Source organism: Cognatiyoonia sp. IB215446 (assembly GCF_033963825.1).
In the GTDB taxonomy this organism is placed as follows: Bacteria; Pseudomonadota; Alphaproteobacteria; order Rhodobacterales; family Rhodobacteraceae; genus Yoonia.
Genome location: NZ_JAXBMD010000001.1, coordinates 788,333 through 813,589 on the forward strand (window position 1 = coordinate 788,333; position 25,257 = coordinate 813,589).

General features: G+C 58.7%; 22 protein-coding genes. 9 read left to right on the forward strand and 13 right to left on the reverse strand.

The genetic code is table 11. The annotated features are described in order from the left end of the window. Positions 1–88 precede the first annotated feature (88 nt). The 3 genes from nth (at position 89) to SLH49_RS04020 (ending at position 3,129) form a co-directional block, all read left to right on the forward strand. Positions 89–742, forward strand: a complete 654-nt coding sequence (nth, locus tag SLH49_RS04010; protein ID WP_320267867.1) for an endonuclease III — start codon at positions 89–91, stop codon at positions 740–742. Continuing rightward, entirely contained in the window at positions 729–1,718 is a 990-nt protein-coding gene (locus SLH49_RS04015) for an adenosine kinase (RefSeq protein ID WP_320267868.1), read from the forward strand. Before nth ends, SLH49_RS04015 begins: the two co-directional genes overlap by 14 nt. Positions 1,719–1,926: 208 nt before the next feature. After that, on the forward strand, positions 1,927–3,129 hold the full coding sequence (locus tag SLH49_RS04020; RefSeq protein WP_320267869.1) for a C4-dicarboxylate ABC transporter substrate-binding protein: 1,203 nt from the start codon (positions 1,927–1,929) through the stop codon (positions 3,127–3,129). 61 nt (positions 3,130–3,190) lie between these two features. Here SLH49_RS04020 and SLH49_RS04025 read toward each other — a convergent pair whose 3' ends face one another. Next, positions 3,191–3,910 carry a hypothetical protein gene (locus SLH49_RS04025; RefSeq protein ID WP_320267870.1) on the reverse strand — a complete coding sequence of 240 codons (720 nt, stop codon included), beginning with the start codon at positions 3,908–3,910 and terminating at the stop codon, positions 3,191–3,193. An 89-nt stretch (positions 3,911–3,999) separates the two neighbouring features. Continuing rightward, complete coding sequence (locus SLH49_RS04030; protein WP_320267871.1) at positions 4,000–4,797, reverse strand: sulfotransferase family protein; 798 nt, start codon at positions 4,795–4,797, stop codon at positions 4,000–4,002. Positions 4,798–4,923: 126 nt separating this feature from the next. On the opposite strand from SLH49_RS04030, the gene SLH49_RS04035 reads away from it, so the two are divergent. Both SLH49_RS04035 and SLH49_RS04040 read left to right on the forward strand, forming a co-directional pair. Next, complete coding sequence (locus tag SLH49_RS04035) at positions 4,924–6,501, forward strand: DUF5928 domain-containing protein (protein ID WP_320267872.1); 1,578 nt, start codon at positions 4,924–4,926, stop codon at positions 6,499–6,501. An 8-nt stretch (positions 6,502–6,509) separates the two neighbouring features. Continuing rightward, a complete protein-coding gene (locus SLH49_RS04040) occupies positions 6,510–6,872 on the forward strand; it encodes an HIT domain-containing protein (protein ID WP_320267873.1) in 363 nt (120 codons plus the stop codon). A 6-nt stretch (positions 6,873–6,878) separates the two neighbouring features. Here the strand turns inward: SLH49_RS04040 and SLH49_RS04045 are convergent, their stop codons facing one another. Beyond that, the gene (locus SLH49_RS04045) at positions 6,879–7,808 is read right to left on the reverse strand and encodes an ABC transporter ATP-binding protein (RefSeq protein WP_320267874.1); all 930 of its coding nucleotides are present in this window, start codon (positions 7,806–7,808) and stop codon (positions 6,879–6,881) included. Between the two features lie 88 nt (positions 7,809–7,896). Here SLH49_RS04045 and SLH49_RS04050 point away from each other — a divergent pair, with 88 nt between their 5' ends. Further along, complete coding sequence (locus tag SLH49_RS04050; protein ID WP_320267875.1) at positions 7,897–8,079, forward strand: zinc-finger domain-containing protein; 183 nt, start codon at positions 7,897–7,899, stop codon at positions 8,077–8,079. 61 nt (positions 8,080–8,140) lie between these two features. Continuing rightward, positions 8,141–10,939 (forward strand): DNA polymerase I, encoded by a 2,799-nt coding sequence (polA, locus tag SLH49_RS04055; RefSeq protein WP_320267876.1) that lies wholly within the window; start codon positions 8,141–8,143, stop codon positions 10,937–10,939. Between the two features lie 79 nt (positions 10,940–11,018). Here the strand turns inward: polA and SLH49_RS04060 are convergent, their stop codons facing one another. The 5 genes from SLH49_RS04060 to SLH49_RS04080 form a co-directional block, all read right to left on the reverse strand. Further along, on the reverse strand, positions 11,019–11,486 hold the full coding sequence (locus SLH49_RS04060; RefSeq protein WP_320267877.1) for an Hsp20 family protein: 468 nt from the start codon (positions 11,484–11,486) through the stop codon (positions 11,019–11,021). A 129-nt stretch (positions 11,487–11,615) separates the two neighbouring features. Continuing rightward, entirely contained in the window at positions 11,616–12,428 is an 813-nt protein-coding gene (locus SLH49_RS04065) for a trypsin-like serine peptidase (RefSeq protein ID WP_320267878.1), read from the reverse strand. 68 nt (positions 12,429–12,496) lie between these two features. Further along, positions 12,497–13,816, reverse strand: a complete 1,320-nt coding sequence (gene glcF / locus SLH49_RS04070) for a glycolate oxidase subunit GlcF (protein ID WP_320267879.1) — start codon at positions 13,814–13,816, stop codon at positions 12,497–12,499. Continuing rightward, entirely contained in the window at positions 13,816–14,913 is a 1,098-nt protein-coding gene (locus SLH49_RS04075) for an FAD-binding protein (RefSeq protein WP_320267880.1), read from the reverse strand. Before SLH49_RS04075 ends, glcF begins: the two co-directional genes overlap by 1 nt. 60 nt (positions 14,914–14,973) lie before the next feature. Further along, positions 14,974–16,407 (reverse strand): FAD-linked oxidase C-terminal domain-containing protein, encoded by a 1,434-nt coding sequence (locus SLH49_RS04080; RefSeq protein ID WP_320267881.1) that lies wholly within the window; start codon positions 16,405–16,407, stop codon positions 14,974–14,976. 89 nt (positions 16,408–16,496) lie between these two features. Between SLH49_RS04080 and SLH49_RS04085 the strand changes: the two genes are divergently transcribed. Next, positions 16,497–17,195, forward strand: coding sequence for a DUF599 domain-containing protein (locus SLH49_RS04085; protein WP_320267882.1), 699 nt, complete (start codon positions 16,497–16,499; stop codon positions 17,193–17,195). Continuing rightward, positions 17,192–17,530: a hypothetical protein gene (locus SLH49_RS04090; RefSeq protein WP_320267883.1), complete on the forward strand. Its 339-nt coding sequence runs from the start codon at positions 17,192–17,194 to the stop codon at positions 17,528–17,530. The genes SLH49_RS04085 and SLH49_RS04090 overlap by 4 nt, the downstream gene beginning before the upstream one ends. A gap of 88 nt (positions 17,531–17,618) precedes the next feature. On the opposite strand, the gene SLH49_RS04095 is transcribed toward SLH49_RS04090, so the two are convergent. From SLH49_RS04095 to SLH49_RS04115, 5 genes are read right to left on the reverse strand one after another with little or no spacing between them, the layout of a single operon-like run. After that, the gene (locus tag SLH49_RS04095; protein WP_320267884.1) at positions 17,619–18,530 is read right to left on the reverse strand and encodes an endonuclease; all 912 of its coding nucleotides are present in this window, start codon (positions 18,528–18,530) and stop codon (positions 17,619–17,621) included. Between the two features lie 6 nt (positions 18,531–18,536). Further along, the gene (locus tag SLH49_RS04100) at positions 18,537–20,603 is read right to left on the reverse strand and encodes a hypothetical protein (RefSeq protein WP_320267885.1); all 2,067 of its coding nucleotides are present in this window, start codon (positions 20,601–20,603) and stop codon (positions 18,537–18,539) included. Continuing rightward, positions 20,600–23,362 (reverse strand): DUF4159 domain-containing protein, encoded by a 2,763-nt coding sequence (locus SLH49_RS04105; RefSeq protein ID WP_320267886.1) that lies wholly within the window; start codon positions 23,360–23,362, stop codon positions 20,600–20,602. Before SLH49_RS04105 ends, SLH49_RS04100 begins: the two co-directional genes overlap by 4 nt. Then, a complete protein-coding gene (locus SLH49_RS04110) occupies positions 23,362–24,231 on the reverse strand; it encodes a DUF58 domain-containing protein (RefSeq protein ID WP_320267887.1) in 870 nt (289 codons plus the stop codon). Before SLH49_RS04110 ends, SLH49_RS04105 begins: the two co-directional genes overlap by 1 nt. Next, on the reverse strand, positions 24,228–25,235 hold the full coding sequence (locus tag SLH49_RS04115) for a MoxR family ATPase (protein ID WP_320267888.1): 1,008 nt from the start codon (positions 25,233–25,235) through the stop codon (positions 24,228–24,230). Before SLH49_RS04115 ends, SLH49_RS04110 begins: the two co-directional genes overlap by 4 nt. Positions 25,236–25,257 lie beyond the last annotated feature (22 nt).

A 25,257-nucleotide genomic window follows, 5' to 3' on the forward strand; every position in this document is an offset into this window, starting at 1 on the left:
TAAATTAGGAATAACGGTGCACTGTTGCGACCCGGAAATTGCGCATCTTGCGCTTGCCCCCTGACAACGGCCAAGGCATACCGGCTCAATGGCAAAACAGCTTGATTACCATACGATCCGAGACATCTTTTCCCGTTTTCAGGCCGCTGAACCTGAACCCAAGGGTGAGTTGGAACATGTAAATGTCTACACCCTTGTTGTGGCGGTTGCGCTATCGGCCCAGGCAACCGATGCGGGTGTGAACAAGGCTACGCGGGCGTTATTCAAAGTGGCGGACACACCGCAGAAGATGCTGGATCTGGGGCTTGATGGGCTGACCGAGCACATCAAGACAATTGGCCTTTTCCGGCAAAAAGCCAAGAATGTCATGAAGATGAGCCAGATCCTCGTCGATGAATATGGTGGCGAGGTGCCGAATTCACGCGCCGCGTTGCAATCATTGCCCGGTGTGGGGCGCAAGACGGCCAATGTGGTTTTGAACATGTGGTGGCGCCAACCGGCGCAGGCAGTTGACACCCATATCTTTCGCTTTGGGAACCGCAGCGGTGTGGCCGTTGGCAAGGACGTGAGTGCCGTTGAGCGCGCCATCGAAGATCATATTCCTGCCGACTATCAACTTCATGCTCATCACTGGATGATATTGCACGGGCGCTATGTCTGCGTGGCACGCAAACCCAAATGCGCGGCCTGCCTGATCCGTGATCTATGTATGTTTGAGGACAAAACTTATGAGCAACTATGACGTGATTGGCATCGGCAACGCGATTGTTGATGTGATTGGCCATGCCGCGGATACATTCCTCGACCATATGGGGATTGAGAAAGGCATCATGCAATTGGTCGAACGCGACCGGGCCGAGGTGCTTTACGCCGCAATGACCGACCGGACCGAAACGCCTGGTGGATCGGTCGCAAATACGATTGCGGGGCTGGGCAGCCTGGGCCTTTCCACCGCCTTCATCGGCAAGGTCAAGGATGATGCGCTTGGCCGGTTCTATGCCAAGGGCATGGAGGAAGCAGGAACGGCCTTTCCCAATCCGCCATCTGCCGACGCTGAAGCGCCAACATCACGTTCCATGATCTTTGTCTCGCCCGATGGCGAACGGTCGATGAACACGTATCTCGGAGCAGGTGCTGACTTGGGGCAGGCAGACGTCTCCGAAGCGCTGTTCGATGACAGCAAGATCCTATTTCTCGAAGGCTACCTCTTCGACAAGGATGACGGAAAAACTGCATTCACGGCTGCGGCTCAATCCATGCGTGCCGCCGGCGGAAGGTCTGGCATCACGCTGTCCGATCCGTTTTGTGCCGACAGGCATCGCGCCGATTTTCAGCGCCTCGTGGCTGAGGATATGGATTTTGTCGTTGGGAATGCAGCCGAATGGACCACGCTCTACGAGACCGACGACCTGAGTGCCGCACTCCATCAGGCAAGCGCGGTCTGCGAAACGGTCGTCTGCACCTGTTCGGGCGATCCTGTGATTTTGCGCCAGGGCGACCACCAAGTCGAAGTCCCTGTGCGCAAGGTTGTGCCCGTCGATGCCACCGGTGCGGGCGATCAGTTTGCTGCCGGGTTTCTTTATGGTTTTGCCACCGGTCAGCCGCTCGAAACCTGCGGGCGGATGGGCGTTATCGCGGCGGCAGAGGTCATCGGGCATATCGGCCCCAGACCAAAATCGGACCTCAGAACCGTGTTCTCTGCTGAAGGGCTCATCTAGTTTTGAACGACGCCTGCCTTGCGTAAGGCGGTTGTTTAGCCAACAATAAACCATATTTCGGCTGATTTTTGTCGTATTGGTGCTCAACAAAGAGAGTTGGAGAGTGAAGCAGTTGCGCTTATCACTTGCGGTCTGACCGCGGATTGCACGCAGCAGCTTTGCGGGAATGACACGTTTGAAAGTTGAGATGTCAGATGGGGAATGCGGTATGATTGAAGTAGTCAAGTACGCCCAGCAATCGCTTAGGTCGGGGCTCTGTGCCTCGTTGGTTGCGTTAACCTTGCCTGGCATGGTTGCCGCGCAAGAAATCACGCTGCAGACGGCAGATGGGAATACGATTGCTGGCAATTTGGTGGAGTTTAGTAACAACACATATGTCATCGACTCGATCCTTGGTCGCCTCAATGTGCGCGCCGATCAGGTCGAATGCTTTGGCGATGGCTGCCCCGATCTGAACACCGGGCCGGTTGTCTGGAACGTTTCGTTATGGGGTCAGCGCCGTGCGTTTACTGAGCATCTCGAAAAGCTCGCCGAACTGGTTGACGAAAAGACGGAAGGCGATTTCACCCTGAACCTTGTTTATGGTGGTGAACTGTCCCCAAGTGTCGAAAACCTGGACGGCATTTCGCAAGGGCGGTTTGAGATGGCGCAGTTCTGTGCCGGATATAACCCGGAAAAGAACCCGTCTCTCAATGTGTTAGAATTGCCTTTCCTTGGTGTGTCAACGCTCGAGCAAGAGGTGGCGGTCTCCGTCGCGGTCTATGAGCATCCCTACACCATCGCTGACATGGCCCGCTGGAATGCGACATTGCTGATGCCGTCGCCGCAACCGCAGCAGAACCTCTTGGGGTCTGGTCAGCCGCCCACGTCGCTTGCCGATTTTGCGCGGATGACGATCCGTGCCCCCGGTGGGATTGGCGATGCGGTTGAATCGCTCGGTGCCACAGCCATTACAATTCCCGCACCCGCCGTGGCAGATGCCCTTCGTTCAGGCGAAATTGCGGCGGCAAGCTTTGCTCCGCATGCGCATATGGCATTTGGCGTGATTGAGAGTGGCTCTTGGTGGACCACAAACCTGAACCCTGGGACGACGAATTGCCCGGTTGTGATGAACACACCGGCGTTTGACGCACTGAGTGCTGAACACCGTGAGGCGCTGATCTCCTCGGTCGAACCAGCCTTGGATCACTATGTAGATCACTATACCAACGTCACGATGCAGGCGTGGTTCCCTGCCTTGGACGACCGCAGCATCATTCAGCTGACATTTGGTGATGAGATCAAATCGCGGATCAATAGCCTGGTTGCTGCACCAACCGCCGCACGATGGATCGCCGAGAACAGCGTAGAAGGCGTGCCGGCGCAAGAGCTTTACAATCTGGTTGTGCAGACCGTGGCGCAAAACTTTTAGGTTAGCGGCAAAGCAGAAAATAAGACGTTGGGGCCGAACATGTTTCGGCCTCTTTGTTCTTTCACTGCACCGTTTGCGTTGCATTGACGGCCTTCAGCCAAAGCGCATCCAGCGCGTCGATGGCTGCGGTGTCAAACCGTGCCTCCTCCAGCCAGTAACGGCCTGATGGGACGTAATAGTTCAGCCGCGTCTCTTCCGCCAAGGCGGCTTTCACGACGCTCTGGTCAACGGGGCTGATCGTGGCTTCGCCGAGGGTTTCCGGGGTAGCGCGCGGCAATAGCAGGCGACTTTCGTCTTTGGAGAGGTTCACCATCGCGCAATTCTGGCGCGCCGCTATCGCCATTAGCCGCGCGGATTTTGCCTCAAGCGACCGAAGCGAGATATCAATCCGTAAAGGGTCCGCTTCACCCTTTCCGTAGAAATGGGTGTTCGGTCCCGTCGGATAAACCATGTCGCATCCGAGCATGGCAATGACACGCGGTTTCAATGAGGCAAGTGCCCAATAAGCAGCAGTAAAAGCCATCGTACCGCCGGCATAAACAAAACCGCCCAGAGTGTTTTGCAGCGGTACGTAGTCGGCCGCTGTAACGATTCGCTGGTGGGCCGCAATATCAACTGGGCATTTGTCTTTTGGAAAATCCTCCGGGTGAATGAGGTCATCCCAATCCGGTCGCACGGCCCAGGCATTGTTGATGGCCACGATCCGGTCAAATGGATCGCGCGACCAGTCGCGACATTCCACGACATTCGGGCCACTGCCAAGGATGAGCACAACGGACATGGTTGAACCTTTGCTGATCGCGCTGCGATATAATTCGGTTTTAGAAGGCGTCGAGGCGCAAAAGGTCCAAAAACTCAACCCGTTAACCGTTATTGCCCCAGCTTTGCGTGCACCTCATCCAGATCGATCTGGCCAATTGGCATCTTGTTGGACGGATTTTCGAAATCGTATTTGAAGATGCGGAAGTCCTTTTTGTACATCTCGTAGACAATGTGCATCGAGAGGTCGTCAAAGTAGTCTTCAACTGGATGGGCACGCTTGGGCCCGTGCCCCTCGCTTTCATTGAACCTTGGAATATCGGCCAGCGTGATGGGATGCTTGGTCTCGATCCCGTTCAGGACGCGCTGCATCCCATCGTTGAACTTCTCGGTCCAGAAGATGTGATCGTAGCGTCCCCCATTGACGATAAACGTCGCGATATGGCCTGACATGGCAGACCAATGGATGTCAGGCTCCATCGGGCGGCGCCAGCGGATCGTGTCACGCGCGAACAAAAGAAAACGGCGAAAGCTTTTGATCTGATCGAATTCGAAACCGGTGTCAGGGTCACCCACTTCGATTCCGTATTTCTGGACTAGCAGCGGAACAAGGTTGCCCCTGTAGTACTGCCCGTTGCGCTGAATGCCGCAGATCTTGTCAAAGAATGACGACAGGATCCGGGTGTAAGGGTTGCGCACACAGGTGAAGGCATAGCTTGTATGGCCTTTGACATTGGCGCGAATTCTGTCCTTGCTTTCGTCGAGCGCCCATTTGTGGATACCGGATTTGGCGTCATGGATATCGCCATCAAAGAACACGCCGTGATCTGAATAATACATGATCTGGCCGATGGTCGAGCAGGCGCATTTCGGGACAACCCGATAAACGACACTTTCGCTGGACGTCATCCATGTTCCTGGAAAATTCGCCACCTGCCTCACCCTTTCAACTGTTGACACTACAAATCAAAGAAACCCTGTTATTTCAACGCCTCTTCGCGTTATGAAGCGGGACGGACCCCGCAACGAGGAAAAATGGCTCAGATCGCTTACATCCTTCTGTGTCACAAGAACCCCGAGGCGATCATTCGCCAGGCCAAGCGGCTGACGGCGGCGGGCGACTACATGGCCGTTCATTTTGACGCCTCGGCGAATGCAGAGGATTATGCCGCGATCCGTGCCGCACTAGCCGATGATCCCAATGTCGTCTTTGCGGCCAAACGGGCAAAATGCGGCTGGGGCGAATGGAGTCTTGTGCAAGCCACGCTCTACGCCGTGAATGCTGCCGTGGACGCCTTTCCCAAGGCCACGCATTTTTACATGGTGTCGGGCGATTGCATGCCGATCAAATCGGCGGGCTATGCGCACCGTTTTCTTGACGCGCATGACATGGATTATGTGGAGAGTTTTGATTTCTTCAAAAGCAATTGGATCAAAACCGGTTTTCGCGAAGAGCGTTTGATCTACCGGCATTTCTTTAATGAACGCACGCAGAAGCGCAGGTTTTACACCGCGCTGGAGCTTCAACAAAGGTTCAAACTGACGCGACCCATTCCAGCTGATCTCGATATCATGATCGGCAGTCAGTGGTGGTGTCTGCGCCGCCGCACGATTGAGGCGATCCTGGGTTTCATCAAAGAACGCCCCGATGTGATGCGCTTCTTCCGCACCACCTGGATCCCGGATGAGACTTTTTTTCAGACCCTCACCCGTCATCTGGTGCCGGGACGCGAGATTGACAGCCGCACCCTGACATTTCTGATGTTCACCGACTACGGGATGCCGGTGACATTCTACAACGATCATTATGATCTGCTGTTGGGGCAGGACGGCCTTTTTGCGCGCAAGATCAGCAGCGAAGCGCATGATCTGCAGGAACGGCTCGGCGACCTTTATGCCAGCGATCGGATGGACTTTGTGATCTCTAACGAAGGGCGGCGGCTCTTCGAGTTTCTGACCGGCCGCGGTCGCGTGGGCCGGCGGTTTGCCCCGCGTTTCTGGGAACGCGAGACGACCTTGGGTCGTGGGCGTGAGCTTTTAATGATTGCCTGCAAGAAATGGCATGTGGCCAAACGACTTGTGGCCGCGATTGAGCATCACACAATCATTCCCGCTGTTGCCTATCTATTCAATGAAGAGGACACGCCACTTCCTGATCTCGGCGGTATTGAGACGACGCTGGAAAAACGCAGCCGCCATCGCCGCGCTTTGATGCGGATGGTTTTCGACCATTACGACAGTGATCGCTTGGTGATTTGCCTTGATACGTCCAGCCTAGATCTCATGCAGGATTTCTTTACCGACCGGGCTGTGGTGCGCCTGCTTGAGATCGAATGCCGCTTTGACGATGACTATCTCATCGGTCACGCCAAACGCGTGGGCCTTGCTGGCGAGAACACGAGCGAGGCAACGATGGCGCGTCTTTTGCCCACGATCCGACATGACATGATCTTTGAACGCGACAGCATCCGTGATGTCGACTTTCCGAACGCAACCCGCATGTCCGATACCGCATCGGTTGACGAAAATGCCGACGCTCTGGTGCAATTCCTAAGCGTCAATCGTGACGTCGCCAGGACACTGGCCGAAACCCCGCATCTCTTTGTTGATTGAGGATCCCGATGGACTACAGCTACGACGATCAGAACATCTTTGCCAAAATTCTACGTGGGGAAATTCCCAACCAGACGGTTTACGAAAACGACCACGCTTTGGCCTTTAATGACATCAACCCACAGGCCCCGGTCCATGTGCTGGTGATCCCCAAGGGACCTTATGTCAGTCTTGATCACTTCGCACGCGATGCATCGCCCGAAGAGCAGGTGGGGTTCATGCAAGCCGTGGCCGAAGTGTGCCGCTTGACCGACACCGATGGAGGTTTCCGCGCAATCAGCAACACGCGGACGCATGGTGTTCAGGACGTGCCGCATTACCACATGCACATCATCGGCGGGCGGCAATTGGGGCGCATGCTACAGGGTTAGGCGCGCCTATTGCGCCCTTGTGAGTGACAGAAAAACGTCCTCCAGATCAGCCTCTTGCGTGCGGACATCCTTGATCATGATGCCCGCATCACGGACGAGCGACAGGATCTGATCGGCGGGCGTTTTCTCGCTTTGATACGTAAAGCTCAGCGTCCCGTCAGCGGCTTTATCGCCTTTGATCTCTTCCGGCAGGGCGGGCAACTCCGCCGGATGTGCGGGCGTGATCACCAGCGTTTTGCTGTCCAAGCGCCCCAGCAGGTTTTGGGTCGAGTCGCGGATGATCACCTCCCCATGATTGATGATCGCGATATCGTCGCACATCTCTTCCGCCTCTTCGAGGTAATGGGTCGTCAGGATGATCGTCATGCCCTGTTCGTTGAGTTTGCGGACATTTTGCCAAAGCATGTTGCGCAATTCGATATCCACCCCGGCCGTTGGTTCATCCAGAACGAGGATTTGCGGCGAATGGACGAGCGCCTTGCCCAACAAAAGCCGCCGCCGCATCCCGCCCGAAAGCGACCGCGCATAGGCATCCGCCTTGTCGGTCAGGCCGATCAGGTCGAGAATTTCCGCCGTCCGCCGCTGCGCCTTCGGGACACCGTAAAGCCCTGCCTGCACATCAAGCGACCCTGCGGGCGTAAAGAACGGATCGAGATTCGGTTCCTGCGGCATCACCCCGATTGCCGCGCGTGATTGGCGCGGGTTCTTATCCTGATCAAAGCCCCAGATCTTGACCGTGCCTGCCGACTTCACCACCAGCCCGGCAAGGATATTGATCAGCGTCGATTTACCGGCGCCATTCGGGCCCAACAGCCCGAAAATCGACCCGCGCGGGATGGTCAGGTCAATGCCTTTCAGCGCCTCTTTTGCGGGCGCTTTGCCGGTACCCGCATAAGTCTTTTTCAGACCCTGAATTTCGATGGCATTGTCGGTCATACGGGTACTTCCCCCAAGGATTGGGCTGCGCTATACCCGCGATGATCTAAAGCGGGCCGCGACCCGCCGCAAGCAGACAGGACGCGCGATGACGACAACACCCGCCCCCGAGACCCGCATTGTGGATGAGTGGCGCGTGGCCTGCGACGGCGGCGAAGGCGCGCTGGGCCATCCACGGGTCTGGCTGCAAATCCCGCAGGATCGCGGCTGGGTCGAATGCCCTTACTGCGACGCCAAGATCATCCATCGGGATTTTGAAGGGAAAGTCTGATCTGGCAGCCTTGTCCTGATCGTGGCAAAACGAAAGCATTTCCACGCAAAGGAGCCATGTCATGACAACCCAATTCGGCAAAGGCTGTCATCTGCATCTGATCGATGGCTCTGCATTTATCTTTCGCGCTTATCATGCCTTGCCGCCTCTGACGCGCAAATCAGATGGTTTGCCGGTGGGTGCGGTCAGCGGTTTTGTGAACATGCTGCAACGTTATGTGGAGGCGAATAGCGGCCCTGATGCGGCCACCCATGTGGCGGTCATTTTTGACAAGGGCAGTCACACATTTCGTAACGAAATGTATGATCAGTACAAAGCAAATCGGGATGAAATGCCCGAGGATTTGCGTCCGCAAATCCCGCTGACCCGCACCGCGACCAAGGCCTTCAACATCGCCTGTGAAGAGATGGAAGGGTTTGAGGCCGACGATATCATCGGCACCTTGTCGCATCAGGCCCGCGCCGCCGGTGGGCGGGTGACCATTGTGTCGTCGGACAAGGACCTGATGCAATTGGTGGGCGACGGGGTCGAGATGCTCGACCCGATGAAGAACAAACGGATCGACCGCGATGGTGTGTTCGAGAAATTCGGAGTGGGGCCAGAGCGTGTCGTGGATGTGCAGGCTCTCGCAGGCGACAGTGTCGACAACGTGCCCGGCGCGCCAGGCATCGGGATCAAGACCGCAGCACTTCTGATCAATGAATTTGGCGACCTGGAAAGCCTGCTCGACCGCGCCGAAGAGATCAAGCAGCCTAAGCGTCGGCAGACGCTGATTGATCACCGCGCGCAGATCGAGTTGTCGAAGAAGCTCGTTCAACTCGATTGCGAGATGACCCTGGATTTCGGTTTGGATGATCTGGAGGTCAAGGAACCGGATGCCGATGTTCTGATGGGCTTTCTGGCCGAAATGGAGTTTCGGACCGTCACCAAACGCATCGCCGACAAGCTGGGTGTAGAGGCACCGGTGATTGAGGCACCCGCACCCGAGGCCACAACCGCGACACCCGAAGCGGTGCCGTTTGACGCTGAGAAATACACTTCTGTCACCGATGAAGCCGCCTTGCAGGACTGGGTCGTCCGTATTCGCGAGCGTGGCTATGTGGCGGTTGATACGGAAACCACTGGCCTGAATGAGATGATTGCTGATCTTGTCGGCATCTCGCTTTGCGTTGAACCGGGGGAGGCGTGCTACATCCCGCTGACGCACAAAGCTGCCGCATCGGATGATCTTTTCGGTTCTGACGACATTGCCGAGGGGCAGATGCCGATGGAGGCCTGCCTCGCGACATTGAAGCCGGTTCTGGAGGATCCCGCGATCCTCAAGATCGGGCAGAATATGAAGTATGATGCCAAGATCTTTGCGCGATATGGCGTGGATGTGGCCCCGATCGATGACACGATGCTGATGTCCTATGCGATGCATGGTGGCCTGCATAACCACGGTATGGATATCTTGTCAGAGCGGTATCTGGGCCATACCCCCATTCCAATCAAACCGCTTCTGGGCAGCGGGAAATCCGCCATTACCTTTGACCGGGTTCCGATTGATAAGGCCACCGCCTATGCGGCCGAGGATGCGGATATCACCTTGCGCCTGTGGCAACACTTCAAGCCACAATTGCATGTCAAACGGGTCACGACCGTTTACGAAACGCTGGAGCGGCCCCTGATCCCGGTCCTTGCGCAGATGGAGCGTGACGGGATCAAGGTGGATCGCGACACGCTCAGCCGCATGTCCAACGCCTTCGCCCAGAAAATGGCGGGGCTGGAGGATGAGATTCAGGAAAAGGCTGGACGGCAGTTCAACGTCGGCTCGCCCAAGCAGTTGGGCGAAATCCTGTTTGACGAGCTGGGTCTGCCCGGCGGCAAAAAGGGCAAGACAGGCGCCTATGGCACCGGAGCGGATGTGCTGGAGGATCTGGCGACCGAGCATGAATTGCCGGGTCTGATCCTCGATTGGCGGCAATTGTCCAAGCTGAAATCGACCTACACCGACGCGCTGCAAAACCACATCAACCCGGATACTGGCCGCGTGCATACCTCCTATTCGATTGCGGGTGCCAATACCGGGCGGCTCGCCTCAACCGACCCAAACCTGCAGAACATCCCGGTGCGGACCGAAGAGGGGCGGCGGATCAGAGAGGCTTTTGTGGCTGAAGATGGCAAGGTGATCGTCAGCCTCGATTACAGCCAGATCGAGCTGCGCATTCTGGCGCATATCGCCGGGATCGATGCGCTGAAACAGGCATTTCTGGATGGGATCGACATTCACGCGATGACGGCGTCCGAAATGTTCGACGTGCCGCTGGATGACATGACGCCGGAAATCAGGCGTCAGGCCAAGGCGATCAATTTCGGTGTGATTTACGGGATCTCCGGCTTTGGCCTGGCGCGGAACCTGCGTATTCCACGGGGTGAGGCGCAAGGCTTCATCGACCGGTATTTTGAGCGGTTCCCCGGTATCCGCAAATACATGGACGACACGATCACCTTTGCGAAAGACAACACCTATGTGGAGACGCTCTTCGGTCGGAAGATCAATACGCCAGAGATCAATGCGAAAGGCCCACATGCGGGCTTTGCCCGCCGAGCAGCCATCAACGCGCCCATCCAAGGCACAGCCGCTGATGTGATCAGGCGGGCGATGATCCGCATGCCCGCGGCGATCAAAGGCGTGCCTGCGAAAATGCTACTGCAGGTCCATGACGAACTGCTGTTCGAAGTCGAAGAAGGGGCAGTCGATGATCTGATTGGTATCGCTCGCGATGTAATGGAAGGAGCGAGCGACCCGGCCGTGAAACTTGACGTCAAGCTCGCGGTGGATGCAGGGCAGGGAGCAAATTGGGCCGCAGCGCATTAGCGCCGCGGCCCGCCAGAATTATCGAAAACTCTGAACAAAATCCTTCGAAGGATTTTGCGATCACGAAAGTGTCGAAGCCTTAGTTGACTGACTTGGCTTCCACCAGGTTGGCAGCTGTCTTGCCAGACGAGGCGATCTCAATCCGACGGGGTTTCAGCGCCTCAGGCACTTCACGCACTAGATCGATGTGCAACATGCCATTTTCGTGGCTGGCACCAGTGACCTTCACGTGATCGGCGAGGTGGAAACGCCGCTCAAACGCGCGGGTGGCGATGCCGCGATGCAGGTATTTGCGATCTGCGCCATCCTCGGCCTTGCGTGCCGTCACAAGGAGCGCGCGGTCTTTGAGCTCAATGGCGAGGTCGTTTTCCGAGAAACCGGCCACGGCGATAGAAATCCGCCAGGCATCGTCATCGGTCTTTTCGATATTGTAGGGGGGGTAGCTGTTCTGGCCGACGTCACTGGCAAGGGCGCGATCCATCAGATCAGCGATTTGGTCAAAGCCAACGGTGGCACGGTACAGCGGTGTAAGATCAAAACTGCGCATTTGGGTCATCCTTTATCAAGCGATAACAGTTTTGGTTTTCCCATCCGGGACAAACCGGTTGATTGCAGAGCCCATCTTTGGCGCCCTGCTGATCAGTACTTGGGAAGGGATGATTGCGCTTTCAAGACCCTAGTCGGCGCTGATGAATTTCGCACCTGTGTCATTGCGTTCGCCAGTGCTGATCAGGCGCTGCGTGCCGCCGGGGCGCGCCGGCCCCATCGCGGCAAAATGCGCAAGCAGGCTGGTGAGCGGGCCTTGCAAGGACGTGCCCAAAGCGACCTTGCGCCCGTCAACCTGCGCCATGGCCGAGACGACGGATGCGATCTTGGTCTGCCCATCGCGCATCATGAAAACGGGTGACCCGCTTGAGCCATATTCGACATCGCAGGTCATCACGATCACGCCGGTCTGACGCCCGAGGACCTGACAGACCTCTTGCAGGCTGGGCGCGTCTTCGCGGCCCCGGCCATAGGAGACAACGCCGACCTGATCACCGGTCAACGGCTGCTCCGCAATCAGGTAGGGGCGCATCCTGACAGCGCGAATGGGGCGGTCAAGCTCAAGCACGGCGATGTCCTTTGCCACCTCGGCGGGGCGCGTCGCCTCGCCATTATGGGTGTAGTCGGGATGCGCGATGGCGCGGGTGATGCTGCGTGTGGCGGCGGCGCGCCCGTCGCGCAGGCCCGCGCGGAACTCAAAACGCTCTGCCGGTATCAGGCTGCCATCGTCATCAAAAAGGCAATGTGCGGCAGTCAGGATCAACCGGTCACGGATCAGTGCGGCCGTGCAAAACCCTTTGCCACGAATGTCGAGCCGCCCGACCGCCTCCCAGCCTTGGCTGTCTTGGCGCGTTTCAAGCGAGATCAGGTCCGATTCCTGCGCGGGTGCCATGACAGCACCTATCATCATGAATACAAAACCAAAAAGAAATCGCCGCGTCATGTCCACCTTCCTTTAGATGCAAGATGGGCGAGAGTTACGGCAGATTTATGGCATAAAAGTCGCGAGATCTAACGCAGGATGGGAATGGCCGGTTCGCGTTTGCCGGGTGCTGTAAGGGCCGGGGGTTGCGGGCCACCTGTTGCCCAATCCAGCAACTCGACAGTGTGGACAATCGGCACCTCCGTCGCACCGCCGATCTGCATCATGCAGCCGATATTACCTGCCGCAATGATATCGGGTGTCAGCGCCTCCAGCGTCTGCACCTTGCGGTCTTTCAGCTGCTTCGAGATTTCCGGCTGCATCAGGTTATACGTCCCCGCCGACCCGCAACACAGATGGCTATCCGCAGGCTCAAGCACCGTAAACCCGGCCTTCTTCAGCAAGTCTTTGGGATAGGTCTTGATCTGCTGTCCATGCTGGAGCGAGCAGGCGGCGTGATAAGCGACCTTGGTGCCCTTATCAGCGCCCTCCGGCAAATCGAGTTTCATCAGGATTTCGGACACATCCATCGCGATGTCAGCGATGCGGGCGGCATCTGCGGCCAAGGCATCGTTGCGGAACATGTGGCCGTAATCCTTCACCGTGGTCCCGCAGCCAGAGGTGTTAATGACGATGGCATCAAGGCCATCGCCATCCATCTCTCGCGCCCAGGCGCGGATGTTTTTGGCGGCAGTTGCGTGGCTTTCATCTTCCTTGCCCATGTGATGGGTCAGCGCCCCGCAGCACCCGGCCCCTTCCGCTACGACAACCTCTGCGCCCAGACGGGTGAGCAGGCGGATGGTGGCGTCGTTGATATCCGTGTTCAGCGCCTTCTGAGCGCAGCCGGTCATGAGTGCCACGCGCATCTTCTTGTTTTCCGCCGGAAAGGTCTGTGGATCGTCATTGCGGCTGACCGGCGGAATCACTTTGGGCGCCATATCCAACATCGCGCGCAGCCGCGCATCGGGTATTAGCCGCGAAAAAGGTCGCCCGATCTTCGCGCCCAACAGGGCAAGGCGGAACCGCGTCGGATAAGGCAGAATGCGGGCGAGCAGCCAGCGCAACGCGCGGTCGGACCAGGGCCTGTCATAGTTCTTTTCGATATAGGCACGCGCATGATCGACCAGATGCATATAGTGCACGCCTGACGGGCAGGTTGTCATGCAAGCAAGGCAGGACAGACAACGATCAATATGCTTGACCGTTTTCTCATCCGGCTTCCGCTCATTTTCGAGCATGTCCTTGATCAGGTAAATCCGCCCACGTGGGCTGTCGAGTTCATCCCCGAGCACCTGATATGTCGGGCAGGTCGCCGTGCAAAACCCGCAATGCACGCAGGTCCGCAGGATTTCATTGGACCTTTGGATGCCAGGGTCTTTGAGCTGTTCGGGTGTGAATGTCGTCTGCATCAGTTCATCAGCCCCGGGTTGAGGATGCCGCGCGGATCGAATTTTTCCCTTAAGCCGGCCGAGATTGAGGCAAGCCGCGCGGGTTCGGGATGGAAGGTTGGCACTGCGTCCCCTCGGATCAATGTGGCATGCCCGTCAAACTCGCCCAAAGACCCACGAATGTCGCGCCCAGTGTCGGTCAGTGCCCAGATCAATCCGCCGCCCCAATCATATTGCACCGCTTTCGCGCCGACCTTTGCAACAAGACCCGGCGTATCCGACGGTTTTGCTGAAATCCGCCAGACATCCCCGTCCTGACCCGCAAAGCCGCGGACATCACGAATGTCGGCCCATGCCATTTTCACGTTTTCCGTGTCGTCAATCGTTTCGGCAGCACCGAATTTGGCGAGGTGCTTTGTCAGCGCCTCTGCACGATAGGCAATGGAATCCGGAAATCCTTCGAGCCGGAAAAGGGTCTTGGCCTTTTGCGGGTCGTGCGCCACGCCTGTGACCTCATAAGGCGATGACAACGCTGCAGACATTGCAGCGACCGCCTGTGTATCATCCAGCCCATCCAGTACCAGCATGGCCTGCGCCGCCACATCGGGCAGCACTTTCATGGACACTTCCGTCAGCACGCCCAAAGTGCCGTAAGCGCCGGTCATCAGCTTCACAAGGTCATAACCGGTGACGTTTTTCATCACGCGGCCTCCGTTCTTGACGATATTGCCGGCCCCATCGACCATCTGAATGCCCAACATGAAATCGCGGCAAGCACCCACGGAGATGCGGCGCGGGCCAGAGACATTGGCTGAAACGACACCGCCAATGGTCGGCTCACCCTTAGTGCCCAGCAACGCACGGTGGTCCATCGGCTCAAACGCAAGCCGCTGATTTTCCTTGGCAAGTTTCGCTTCAATCTCCGCCACCGGTGTGCCTGCCTTGGCAACAATTGTCAGCGCGCCCGGCTCATAGAGTGTAATGCCCGACATGCCAGCCAGTGACAGGTCCGCCCCGTCGGTTTTCCCGATGGGCCGCGTACCGCCGCCCTTGATCCGCAACGGGCCATTGCTGCCCGCGATGATCTCGGACAATTCTTCTTCGCTAGTCGGTGTCATTGAACCTCTTTTGGCCAAAAATATCCTGGGGTGAGGGCGTCAGCCCGAGGGGCTAAGCCCCTAAGCAGCCCGACGTTCAGAGGATGTATCGAGCGGGAACACCTTCGCCGCGTTCAGCAGCCATTTGGGGTCAAACACATCCTTGACGGCCATCTGCGCCTCCAGATCAACCGGGTCAAACTGTACATTCATCAGATCGCGTTTTTCGATGCCCACGCCATGTTCGCCGGTCAGACACCCGCCGACCTCAACGCACAGCTTCAGAATCTCAGCGCCGAACCGCTCGCAAAGCTCCAGATCGCCGGGCTTGTTGGCGTCAAACAGGATCAGCGGATGCATGTTACCGTCGCCCGCGTGGAAGACGTTGGCCACATCCAATCCAAACTCCTTCGACATCTCGCCTATACGCTTCAGCACAAATGGCAGAGATGACACGGGGATCGTCCCATCAAGGCACATGTAGTCGTTGATCTGGCCCATCGCGCCAAAGGCGGATTTGCGCCCCAACCAGATGCGCCCGGCCTCGTCAGCATCTTTCGCTTCGCGCAATTCCACAGGGTTGTGCTTGGCGGCAATCTCCATGATCAGTTTGAGTTGCGCGTCAATCTCCGCTTCCGATCCTTCGACCTCGACTATCAGCAACGCTTCGCACATCGGATAGCCCGCTTTCGCAAAGGCTTCGGTGGCCTCGATGCAGGGGCGGTCCATGAACTCAATGGCCACGGGCAGGATGCCCGCCTTGATGATGTCGGTGACCACCTGACCGGCCACTTCCGAACTGTCATAACCCATCAGAACCGGCCGCGCGCCTTCGGGTTTGTGCAGGATGCGCAAGGTTGCTTCGGTCACGACACCCAACTGACCTTCCGATCCGCAGATCAGGCCTAGTAGATCGAGCCCGCCGGAATCCAGATGCGCCCCGCCGATTTCGACGACGGTGCCGTCCATCATGACCATCGTGACGCCCATCAGGTTGTTCGTCGTCACGCCATATTTCAGGCAATGCGCGCCGCCGGAATTCATCGCGATATTGCCCGCAATCGCGCATGCCAGCTGGCTGGACGGGTCGGGCGCGTAGAAAAAACCGTTTGCCTCAACCGCGCCGGTGACCGAAAGGTTCGTACGGCCCGTCTGCACCTTGATGTAGCGGTCATCATAGTTCGTCTCGATCACCTGATTCATGCGCGCCACGCCCAGGATGACACTGTCTGCTGTGGGCAAAGCGCCACCGGCCAGCGATGTGCCGGACCCGCGCGGCACGACGGGGACCTCAAGTTCATGGCAGACCTTCATGACCGCCGCGACTTCTTCGGTATTGGCAGGCAGGACTGCGCAGAGAGGTGGGCATTTGTAGGCCGTCAGCGCATCGCATTCATAGGCGCGTGTCTCGGAAATGTCAGAAATCACAGCACCTTGCGGCAGAACCGCGCGGAGCCGTTCAACGATGTAATCCTTGCGCGACAATACGCTGGCGTCCGGGGCTGGCATTTCCATCGACCGACTCCTCCATGTCTGATTGGTAAAAATATATTACCAATTTTGCATCATGGCAAGTCTGAACGAAGGGAGTTACATAAACATTGATGCAAATCGTGGATCATATCGCGGCGCTGTCGTTGCTGGATTGGGTGGCAGCGGGGGCCATTGTGCTGTGCTGGCTGGGCATTGGTTGGTTGATCGAGCATCCCGGCGCCAAACGTCCATCCGTCACCATCCTGATGGCAGAGCGGCGGCGGGATTGGATGAAGGTCTTTGTCACACGTGATCCACGCATCTTTGACAGCCAGATCCTGGGCGGGCTGCGGCAGGGCACGGCATTCTTCGCCTCAACCTGCCTGTTGGCAATTGGTGGGGTGTTGGCCCTGGTTGGCAATACCGCGCCTTTACAGGGTGTCGCGGCTGAGGTCGTCGAAATGCCGGTGCCGGTGTTGGTCTGGCAATTGAAGCTGGGGCTCGTGGCGCTTTTTTTGGCCAATGCGTTCTTGAAATTTGTCTGGGCGAACCGCGTCTTTGGCTATTGTGCGGTGCTGATGGCAGCGGTCCCCAACGACCCCAATGATCCGGTGGCCTATCCGAGGGCTGCACAGGCGGCGGAGTTGAATATCCGCGCTGCGGTCAATTTCAATCGGGGCCTGCGTGCCATGTATTTCGCGCTTGGCGCGCTGGCCTGGCTTTTGGGCGCCGTGGCATTGATTATTGCGACTGTTGCCGTTGTCTGGATCGTCTGGTCACGGGAATTTGCATCACTGCCCCGGCAAATCCTGCTAAAGGACACTTCATGAAATATGCAGTCTTGTTGGCCCTGCTTGCGGCCCCCGCCTTTGCCGATCTTCCCACTGTATTGGACGTGACTGTCCAAGGAGACCGGGTCAGTGTCACGCTGGATCACCCCGATACCGGCTGGGATCACTACGCCGATGGTTGGGAAGTGCTGGATGCTGATGGCAATAGCCTTGGCATCCGCGAACTCGCGCATCCGCATGTGAATGAGATGCCATTCACGCGATCGCTCTCCGGCGTGCATATCCCAGATGGCGCGACATCCATTTTCGTCCGCGCCCGCTGCAACGTGCATGGCTGGTCAGATGAATTGTTTGAGGTCCGATTGATGGAGTGATCGGGGTTTTGGCCACTGGCCCGGATTTCCAACAGTCCGGCAGGCGGCCACGACACGCACATCTGGCTATCTGCTCCAGAACCGTGTCTTATTGCCACAGACGGTAGTCGGCGATTACCGGATAATGGTCTGTTGGCCATTCACCATCAAACTTTCGCCGCAAGACGATAGGGTCGCCCGCCAATGTGGCTTCTCCAGTAACCGAGACATGGTCGATGGCGCCAAAGAGGTTCAGGCCGCGGTTAAAGTGATATGTGGCCCCCTGCACTGGGGCAAAGTCTAGGCCAGCATCAGCGAGGATGTTGACGACCCGATCTCCAAGACGGCCATTCAGATCCCCGATCACAAAAAGCGTCTCACCGGTCTCAATCCAAGGCGTGGCGCGTTCCACAACAAGTTCTACCGATTGGATACGGTTCGAGCGGCTCGCGAAATCCGTATGGATATTGATGACGCGGAAGGCTGCGCCGGTGGCACGGTCCTGAAATTGCGCCCAGGAGGCGAAGGCGGGGAAGGAGCCATTGAAGGTCCGCGAATAGATCACATCCGGCGTCTCGGAAAAGAAGAACCACCCGTGGTCCAACAGCTCAAGCCGAGCGGTGCGGTAAAAGATCGGCTGGGTTGACGGGAACGTGGTCGGATCACCTACAGCTGCGGCCGCAAAGCCCGGGTTGTTGTCGCGCAGCCAGTCCAGGGTCAGGTTGACCTGATTGGTCCGAAACGAAAAGCTCTCCATCTCCTGAAAGCCAATGATGTCAGCGTCGATGGCTTTGAATGCGCTATCCAACGGGCCCTTGCGACGCTCCCAATCTCCAACAGACCATGGGCCGGTTTCGCGCTCCAGCACGATGTAATGCACGTTGTATGTGGCAACTCGCAACGTATCGGGCGGCGCTGAGCCCAGCGGTGTATTCCCCGAATTGCGGATCGTCTGGCAGCCCACCATCGTCAGCAGGATCAGAAGCACAACCGCAAAGGCTTTAAAAAATGTCAGCAGCACCGGAGCCTACCGCCGCCCTTCGCGCAGCCAGGCCCCAACCATCAGAAGCGATGCAAGGAGCAGGAACGCCCAGGCCGGCAGAAGTGGCGTGATACTGACATCGGCGGTTTGAAACGCGCCGCGCGGGGTGATCCCGATCCAGCCGCGCCCGTTTGCGGGTCTTCCTTCGCGCACAGCGCGGATACTGACATCGCCGTCAGAGATCAGTTTGATCCCGCCGCCCGTGCCTGTCACGAGCGGGTCGAGCAATTCGCCCGACGCAATGGTCTGTTCAAATTCGCGCGGTGCGGCGGGCCCGAGGGCGATGACGGCCGTTTCCTCACCATCATCCAGCCGGTAGAGGCCAATTTCGGGCGCTTCCCACAGCGTCTCAAACCGACCTGGCGATACTTCTTCGAGGGTCAGCACTGTTTCGGTGTCATCCGGATGGGTGACGGTCACCTCGCCCGTTTCCAGATCAAGCGTGCGCCGGATGATCCGCATGGTCTGACCCGCCGGTTCGACCCACAGCGCCTCTTCTTCGAGTTCCGGCTCCTTCATCATCCAATGGGCGAGACGGCGGAGGAGTTCCAGTTGCGGCCCGCCGCCTTCATAGCCGCGATCCCACAGCCAAGAATGGTCCGATGCGATCAGTGACACGCGCCCCTCGCCAATCCGGTTGAGGATGAGAAGTGGTCGGTCATCAAGGCCCGACATCACGGTGGTCGCCTGTTCAGGCACCAGCACGTCGATAAGGCGGAACCAACGGCCCCATGTCGGCCCTTCCTCAGGAGCGCCTTCGGTGATCTCATCAAGGCCCTCGGTCACGGGATGCCGCTGCCCGATATCGGTGATCTGCGGTTTGAAGGGTTCTTCAAACACCCGCGCGGTGGGCGCACCCGGCAGGATTGGACCCAAAGGCGAGCGATAGATGCTTTCCGCAGAGCCATATTCCGGCCCCGACGAGACAAGCACGGCACCGCCCTGTTCCACATATTCGCGGATATTGTCGATGTAGGCGCTGGGCAGGATGCCACGGCGCCTATAGCGATCGAAGATGATCAGGTCGAAATCGTTGATCTTTTCAAGGAACAGTTCGCGTGTCGGAAAGGCGATTAGAGATAGCTCATTGACCGGCACGCCGTCCTGTTTTTCCGGCGGGCGCAGGATGGTGAAATGCACCAGATCGACGGCGGAATCGGATTTCAGAAGGTTGCGCCATGTGCGCTCTCCCGGATGCGGCTCTCCCGAAACGAGCAGGACCCGCAGCCTGTCGCGGACCCCGTTGATTTGGATCACGGCACTGTTGTTGCGATTGGTCAATTCGCCCGGCGCGTCAGGGATGGTGAATTGCAGCACGTTCATGCCGCCATGGGGCAATTCGAGTGGCAGTTCGATGTTCTGACCAATCGGCGCGGGCACGGTGATCGGGGCTTCACCATCGATTGAGATAGAGAGGGCCACGTTGTCTTCCGCGGGCGCTGCACCCTGATCTTCGATCCTAAGTGTCAGCGTCACCTCTTCGCCCAGGATCGCAAATGCTGGGGCGTTTGAAACGATCAGCCGCCGGTCCCAATCGTTGGGCTCTCCGGTCAGCAGCGTATGCATCGGTGCGGGCAGGCGCGGGGCGCGGTCTAGATCATGCAGCCGCCCATCGGTCAGCAGGATGATACCGGCAATGCGCCCTTGCGGCTCTTCGGCCAAAGCCTCTGACAAGGCGGTCATCAGCGTTGTGCCCGTGTCGCCTTCACCGTCACCGAGTGTGACGATGCGCAGTTCAGTATTGGTCTGCCTGGCCACCTGCGCCTCGACATTTGTAATGGCGGTGGCATTCTGCGCGGGACGCTCACCGATCCGCTGGCTCGCGCTTTCATCGACAACCAGCATGACAATGTCGCTAAGAGGCTCGCGGTCCTCCTGTTGGATAGCCGGATTGGCGAGCGCCGCCAGCAGCGCTAAACCAGCCAGCCCGCGCAGCCACCAGCCAGGCAACCGGCGCCACACGGCCAAAGCGACAGCGGCAGCGACGAGCCCCGCTACGGCGTAGAGCATCACGAGCGGTATCAGAGGGTCGAAGATCAGCGTTCCGGTCATTGGCCAAGCCTGTCGAGCAGGTCGGGCACATGCACCTGATCCGATTTGTAATTACCGGTCAGCACATGCATGATCACGTTCACGCCAAAGCGCAGGGCAATTTCACGCTGCCGCTCACCCGCCATGCCGCGCCCGACCGGGAACATCCGCTGGCCATTGTCATTCACCGCCCAGGCCCGTGCCCAATCGTTGCCGCCGATAATGACAGGAGTGACCCCGTCGTTGAGGTTGCGAAACGGCATACCCTCGATCTGCTCGGCGTCAGGCGGCGCGGCCTCGACCCACACATCGCGGCTGGCATAACGGCCCGGAAAATCCTGCAAGAGATAGAAGGTGCGGGTGAGCACGTGATCGGAAGGGATCGGTTCCAGCGGTGGAATGTCGAGCGACCGTGCAATCGCCTGCAGCATCCGCCCTTCAGGCGAACCAGAGCCGAACCGCGCCGTATCAGCGTCGCGGGTGTCAAACATGATCATCCCGCCGGACCGCAGATAGCGGTTGAGCTTGCCGTATGCCTCACGACTTGGCAGTTGCTGTTCAGCCGTGATCGGCCAGTAGAGGAATGGAAAGAAGGCCAGTTCATCCGTCTCGATATTCACGCCCATTGGGGTGGCAGGCTCAATGGCTGTGCGACGGAACAGCGTTTGTGAGATGCCTGTCAGCCCGGCTGCCGCGACCTCATCGGTTTCGCGATCACCGGTCAGGATATGACCCAAGACAACTTCGGTTGTTGCCTGTAGTGCGAAATCATCGGCGGTCCGTTCCTGCGCCTGTGCGGGTTGGCCGAAAAGCACGATGGCAAGTGCGACCGCGACCGCGACATCCGCACGCGGCCCACGCAGCCGTCCACCAACGGCGAGCGAGGCAATCACATCCATCAGAAGCATCATCAAGGCCGCACTCAACAACCAGCCTTTCAGCGCAGTCTCACGGGTGACAGCCATGCCTTCGACGGTGATCCTTGCGGGCCATTGCGCGGTGCTGAGCATGGTGTCCTTTCCGATAACGTTGATGGCAAGTTGGCGGTCGCCGCCTGCGTAAAGACCCGGTGGCACATCTGGCCCGGGGGTGCCCTCGGCCAGCAAGGTGCCGTCGATGCCGGGAAGGTCGGTGCCGTCTGTAAGACGGCCATAGGCATCAAGCACCCGGTTTGGCAGCCAAGTGGTTCCTTCCAGCTCTGCCGTGTCCGGGGTTACGGGGCGGGTTGAAACGGCAAGGCGTTCGAGCATCTGCACGAAAAGCCCCGACAGCGGTAAAGTGGACCATTCGGCATTGGCGGTGACGTGGACAAGTACCACTTGCCCTTCGCCCATGACCTTGCGCGTCACCAGCGGTGTTCCGTCGGCGAGCTGTGCAATCACGCGGTCTGCCAATGTTGGGTCAGGCTGGGCCATGACCTGACTGGTGACGGTGACATCATCGGGCACGGGTAGGCCGAAGAACGGAGAGGCTTCAGCAAAGGGTGCGAGCGATTTGGGCTCTCCCCAACTCATCGCGCCGCCGACGCTGCGCCCGCCGGACCTCAGGCGGACCGGCAAAAGCGGATCCTCTTCAGCGCGGCCAAGGTCAGATGCGGCAAGACGCGGCCCGGCAAAGCGCAAAAGCATGCCGCCATTGTCCACCCAATCCTCGATCCCCTGCGCCTCGATATCCGTCAGGATCGCCACATCGGCCAGAATGATCACATCAGGATTGGCCAGCAGGATATCTTCGAGCGCGCCGTCGATGATATCGGCGGTCGGCTCCAATGCCTCGCGCAGGTAGTGAAGCGGCGAGAGCAGTTCGAGCCCTTCACGGTCATCCCGACCCGCGATCAGGGCGACTTCGCGTCGTTTCAGCGCGTCATCGGTCAGGCTGACGGCCCCTGCCGAGCGCGCGCCGCTGATTTCAAAGCGGGTGATGCGGTTGCGCAGTTCCGGCGGCAGAACCATCGCGGTTTCGGCGACAGCCTCGCCGGGTTCGAAGATGAGGGGTACAGTGGCCAACTGCCGCTCCACCCCTGCCGGATCAAAGCCGATGGCGTTGATTGTGGTCTCGGTGAGGTTGCCAACGGGCGTGCGGGTCGCTGAGACCTTTACTTGGCCGTCTTCGAACCGCGCCGGACGCAAGCCAAAGATCTGACGCGGGGATTGGAAGGCGGTGACCTCACCGAAGCCTTCGAGGGCGCTGAGCAGTACATCGCGACCTTCATAATCCAGCCCGTCCGAAATCCAGTAGGTCTCAAAGCTCCCCGATTGCTCCGCGAAATAGGCTGCTGGATCGGTGGGCTGCCACGGGCTGGGCGTCAGATTAGGCAGGCGGTTCTGCCAGTCGGTGGGGGCGGCAAAAGGCAGTGCCTCGTTTGGTAGATCGGTGAGGTTGACGACGGCTACGCGCCGGTTCGCAACCGCCGCCTCGGTCAGGAGCGTGTCGACACGGTCCATTTTGGCGCCCCAAGTCGGCGCACCGGCCCAAGACCCGTCGAGCACGATCACAAGATCGCCGGTGCCTTCGCGTGCCTGTTGCGGGTTCAGGACCGGACCCGCAAAGCCCACGATGATGGCCGCAACGGCGAGCAGCCGGAGCAGCAAGAGCCACCACGGCGTGCGATCCGATTGGGTTTCGTCATCGGTCAGGCCCAAAAGCAGGGCGACACCGGGGAAACGCCGCCGGATTGGGGCTGGTGGTACGGCGCGCAAGAGCAACCACAGGATCGGCAGGGCGATGAGGCCCAAAAGCAGCCAAGGTGCCGCAAAACCTATGGGACCGATGGACCACATCAGGCGTGCCGCTCCATCGCGCCGTAAAGCCAGAGCAGCGCGTTCGTCGCGCTTTCGCCCGTATGATGCGTGCTGAATTGCCAACCGGTGATGCGGGCCAGATGCGCTAGCCTGTCCTTGCGCTGGGCAAGCCGGTCGAGATAGCGTTGCTTCAGATCACCGGCTTTCAATGTTTCATGCTGCAGCGCGCCGGTCATGGATTGGAAAATCGTGCGCCCGTCGAAGGGAAATGCCTCTTCCTGCGGGTCGAGCACTTGCAGAAGCGTGCCGCGTACATCGCGGTCCGCGGCGCGCAAAAGCGCGTCCTCGACAGGCCCAATATCGCCCAGGAAATCACTGACAAATAGCGCGCGGGAATGGGCGAGCATGCCTTGCGCCTCGGGGGCGCCATAGTCTGTCTGATGATCCTCGCTTAGTAGCTCGGCCATGCGCATGATCTGGACTTCGCCCCGGCGCGGCGGCAGGCGGACACCTGTCAGGCCCACCCGTTCGCCGCCCCTGATCAGCAGGATCGCCAGTGCCAGAGCGAGCGTCCGCGCGCGGGTGCCCTTAGTCGGGTGGTTGTCTGACGCAAAAGACATCGACGCGGCTTGGTCGACCCATAGGATGATCGACTGCGCGATCTGCCATTCCTTGTCCTGCACGAAATTGCTGTCTGACCGGGCAGAGCGGCGCCAATCGATGCTGCGCGCCTCATCATGCGGTTGCGCCGGACGGTATTGCCAGAACGTATCGCCCGTGCCCGCGCGCCTGCGCCCGTGATCGCCCAACAGGACTGTCGACGCCAGATGTTCTGCCTCGGCCAAAAGCGCAGGGAGGGGTGCTGCAAGCGTTTCAGCTTGCGAGCGAAGGGCGAGCGGTTCGGTCATGCGGCGGCAGGCACTTCCGTGATCTGTGCTGCGACCTGATTGATAATGTCCTGAATGCTCTCACCACGGGCACGCGCCGCAAAGGACAGCGCCATGCGGTGTTCAAGGACAGGCACCGCCATGGTCCGGATATCCTCAGCCGAGGGCGCAAGCCTGCCGTCAAGCAAGGCGGCTGCCCGGACCGTCAGCATCAGTGCCTGTGCGGCGCGCGGGCCTGGACCCCAGGAAATGCTTTGCCTGATCACATCGGGTGCCGTCGCATCATCCGGGCGACAGGCGCGGACGAGATCAAGGATCATTTCGACAATGTTGTCGCCGACCGGCATCCGCCGCAGAACAGTCTGCGCGTCCAGCAATTGCTGTGCTGTGAACACAGCACTCGATTGTGCCTCTTCCACACCCGTCGTGGCGATCAGAATGTCTTTTTCGGTCGCGCGGTCGGGGTAGGGGACATCAATTTGCACCAGGAAACGGTCAAGCTGCGCCTCTGGCAGGGGGTAGGTGCCTTCCTGCTCAATCGGGTTCTGCGTGGCCAGCACATGGAACGGAACACCAAGGGGGCGGTGTTGACCTGCGATGGTCACCTCTTTTTCCTGCATCGCCTGCAACAGAGCGGATTGTGTACGGGGCGAGGCGCGGTTGATCTCATCCGCCATCAGAAGCTGGCAGAAGATCGGACCTTCGATGAACCGAAAGGAACGCGAGCCGTCATCGGTCGTCTCCAGCACTTCCGAGCCCAGGATATCGGCAGGCATGAGGTCGGGCGTGAACTGGATACGGTTGCCATCAAGGCCCATCACGGTGGAGAGCGTATCGACAAGGCGGGTCTTGCCCAGACCCGGCAGACCGATCAGCACTGCATGGCCGCCGCAAATCAGTGCTGTGAGCGTCAGGTCCACGACCCTTTGCTGGCCAATGAAACGGGCCGAAATGCTGGTGCGGGCATCGCCCAGCTTTGCGCCCAGATGTTCGATATGGGCGACAAGATCGGCGTCGTTGGCCATGACAATCCTCCGGTTGAACTAT

Bases quoted from the DNA above. Each gene is read 5' to 3' on its own strand.
- nth (WP_320267867.1), top strand. From the start codon at position 89: ATGGCAAAACAGCTTGATTACCATACGATCCGAGACATCTTTTCCCGT.
- SLH49_RS04015 (WP_320267868.1), top strand. From the start codon at position 729: ATGAGCAACTATGACGTGATTGGCATCGGCAACGCGATTGTTGATGTG.
- SLH49_RS04020 (WP_320267869.1), top strand. From the start codon at position 1,927: ATGATTGAAGTAGTCAAGTACGCCCAGCAATCGCTTAGGTCGGGGCTC.
- SLH49_RS04025 (WP_320267870.1), bottom strand. From the start codon at position 3,910: ATGTCCGTTGTGCTCATCCTTGGCAGTGGCCCGAATGTCGTGGAATGT.
- SLH49_RS04030 (WP_320267871.1), bottom strand. From the start codon at position 4,797: ATGACGTCCAGCGAAAGTGTCGTTTATCGGGTTGTCCCGAAATGCGCC.
- SLH49_RS04035 (WP_320267872.1), top strand. From the start codon at position 4,924: ATGGCTCAGATCGCTTACATCCTTCTGTGTCACAAGAACCCCGAGGCG.
- SLH49_RS04040 (WP_320267873.1), top strand. From the start codon at position 6,510: ATGGACTACAGCTACGACGATCAGAACATCTTTGCCAAAATTCTACGT.
- SLH49_RS04045 (WP_320267874.1), bottom strand. From the start codon at position 7,808: ATGACCGACAATGCCATCGAAATTCAGGGTCTGAAAAAGACTTATGCG.
- SLH49_RS04050 (WP_320267875.1), top strand. From the start codon at position 7,897: ATGACGACAACACCCGCCCCCGAGACCCGCATTGTGGATGAGTGGCGC.
- polA (WP_320267876.1), top strand. From the start codon at position 8,141: ATGACAACCCAATTCGGCAAAGGCTGTCATCTGCATCTGATCGATGGC.
- SLH49_RS04060 (WP_320267877.1), bottom strand. From the start codon at position 11,486: ATGCGCAGTTTTGATCTTACACCGCTGTACCGTGCCACCGTTGGCTTT.
- SLH49_RS04065 (WP_320267878.1), bottom strand. From the start codon at position 12,428: ATGACGCGGCGATTTCTTTTTGGTTTTGTATTCATGATGATAGGTGCT.
- glcF (WP_320267879.1), bottom strand. From the start codon at position 13,816: ATGCAGACGACATTCACACCCGAACAGCTCAAAGACCCTGGCATCCAA.
- SLH49_RS04075 (WP_320267880.1), bottom strand. From the start codon at position 14,913: ATGACACCGACTAGCGAAGAAGAATTGTCCGAGATCATCGCGGGCAGC.
- SLH49_RS04080 (WP_320267881.1), bottom strand. From the start codon at position 16,407: ATGGAAATGCCAGCCCCGGACGCCAGCGTATTGTCGCGCAAGGATTAC.
- SLH49_RS04085 (WP_320267882.1), top strand. From the start codon at position 16,497: ATGCAAATCGTGGATCATATCGCGGCGCTGTCGTTGCTGGATTGGGTG.
- SLH49_RS04090 (WP_320267883.1), top strand. From the start codon at position 17,192: ATGAAATATGCAGTCTTGTTGGCCCTGCTTGCGGCCCCCGCCTTTGCC.
- SLH49_RS04100 (WP_320267885.1), bottom strand. From the start codon at position 20,603: ATGACCGGAACGCTGATCTTCGACCCTCTGATACCGCTCGTGATGCTC.
- SLH49_RS04105 (WP_320267886.1), bottom strand. From the start codon at position 23,362: ATGTGGTCCATCGGTCCCATAGGTTTTGCGGCACCTTGGCTGCTTTTG.
- SLH49_RS04110 (WP_320267887.1), bottom strand. From the start codon at position 24,231: ATGACCGAACCGCTCGCCCTTCGCTCGCAAGCTGAAACGCTTGCAGCA.
- SLH49_RS04115 (WP_320267888.1), bottom strand. From the start codon at position 25,235: ATGGCCAACGACGCCGATCTTGTCGCCCATATCGAACATCTGGGCGCA.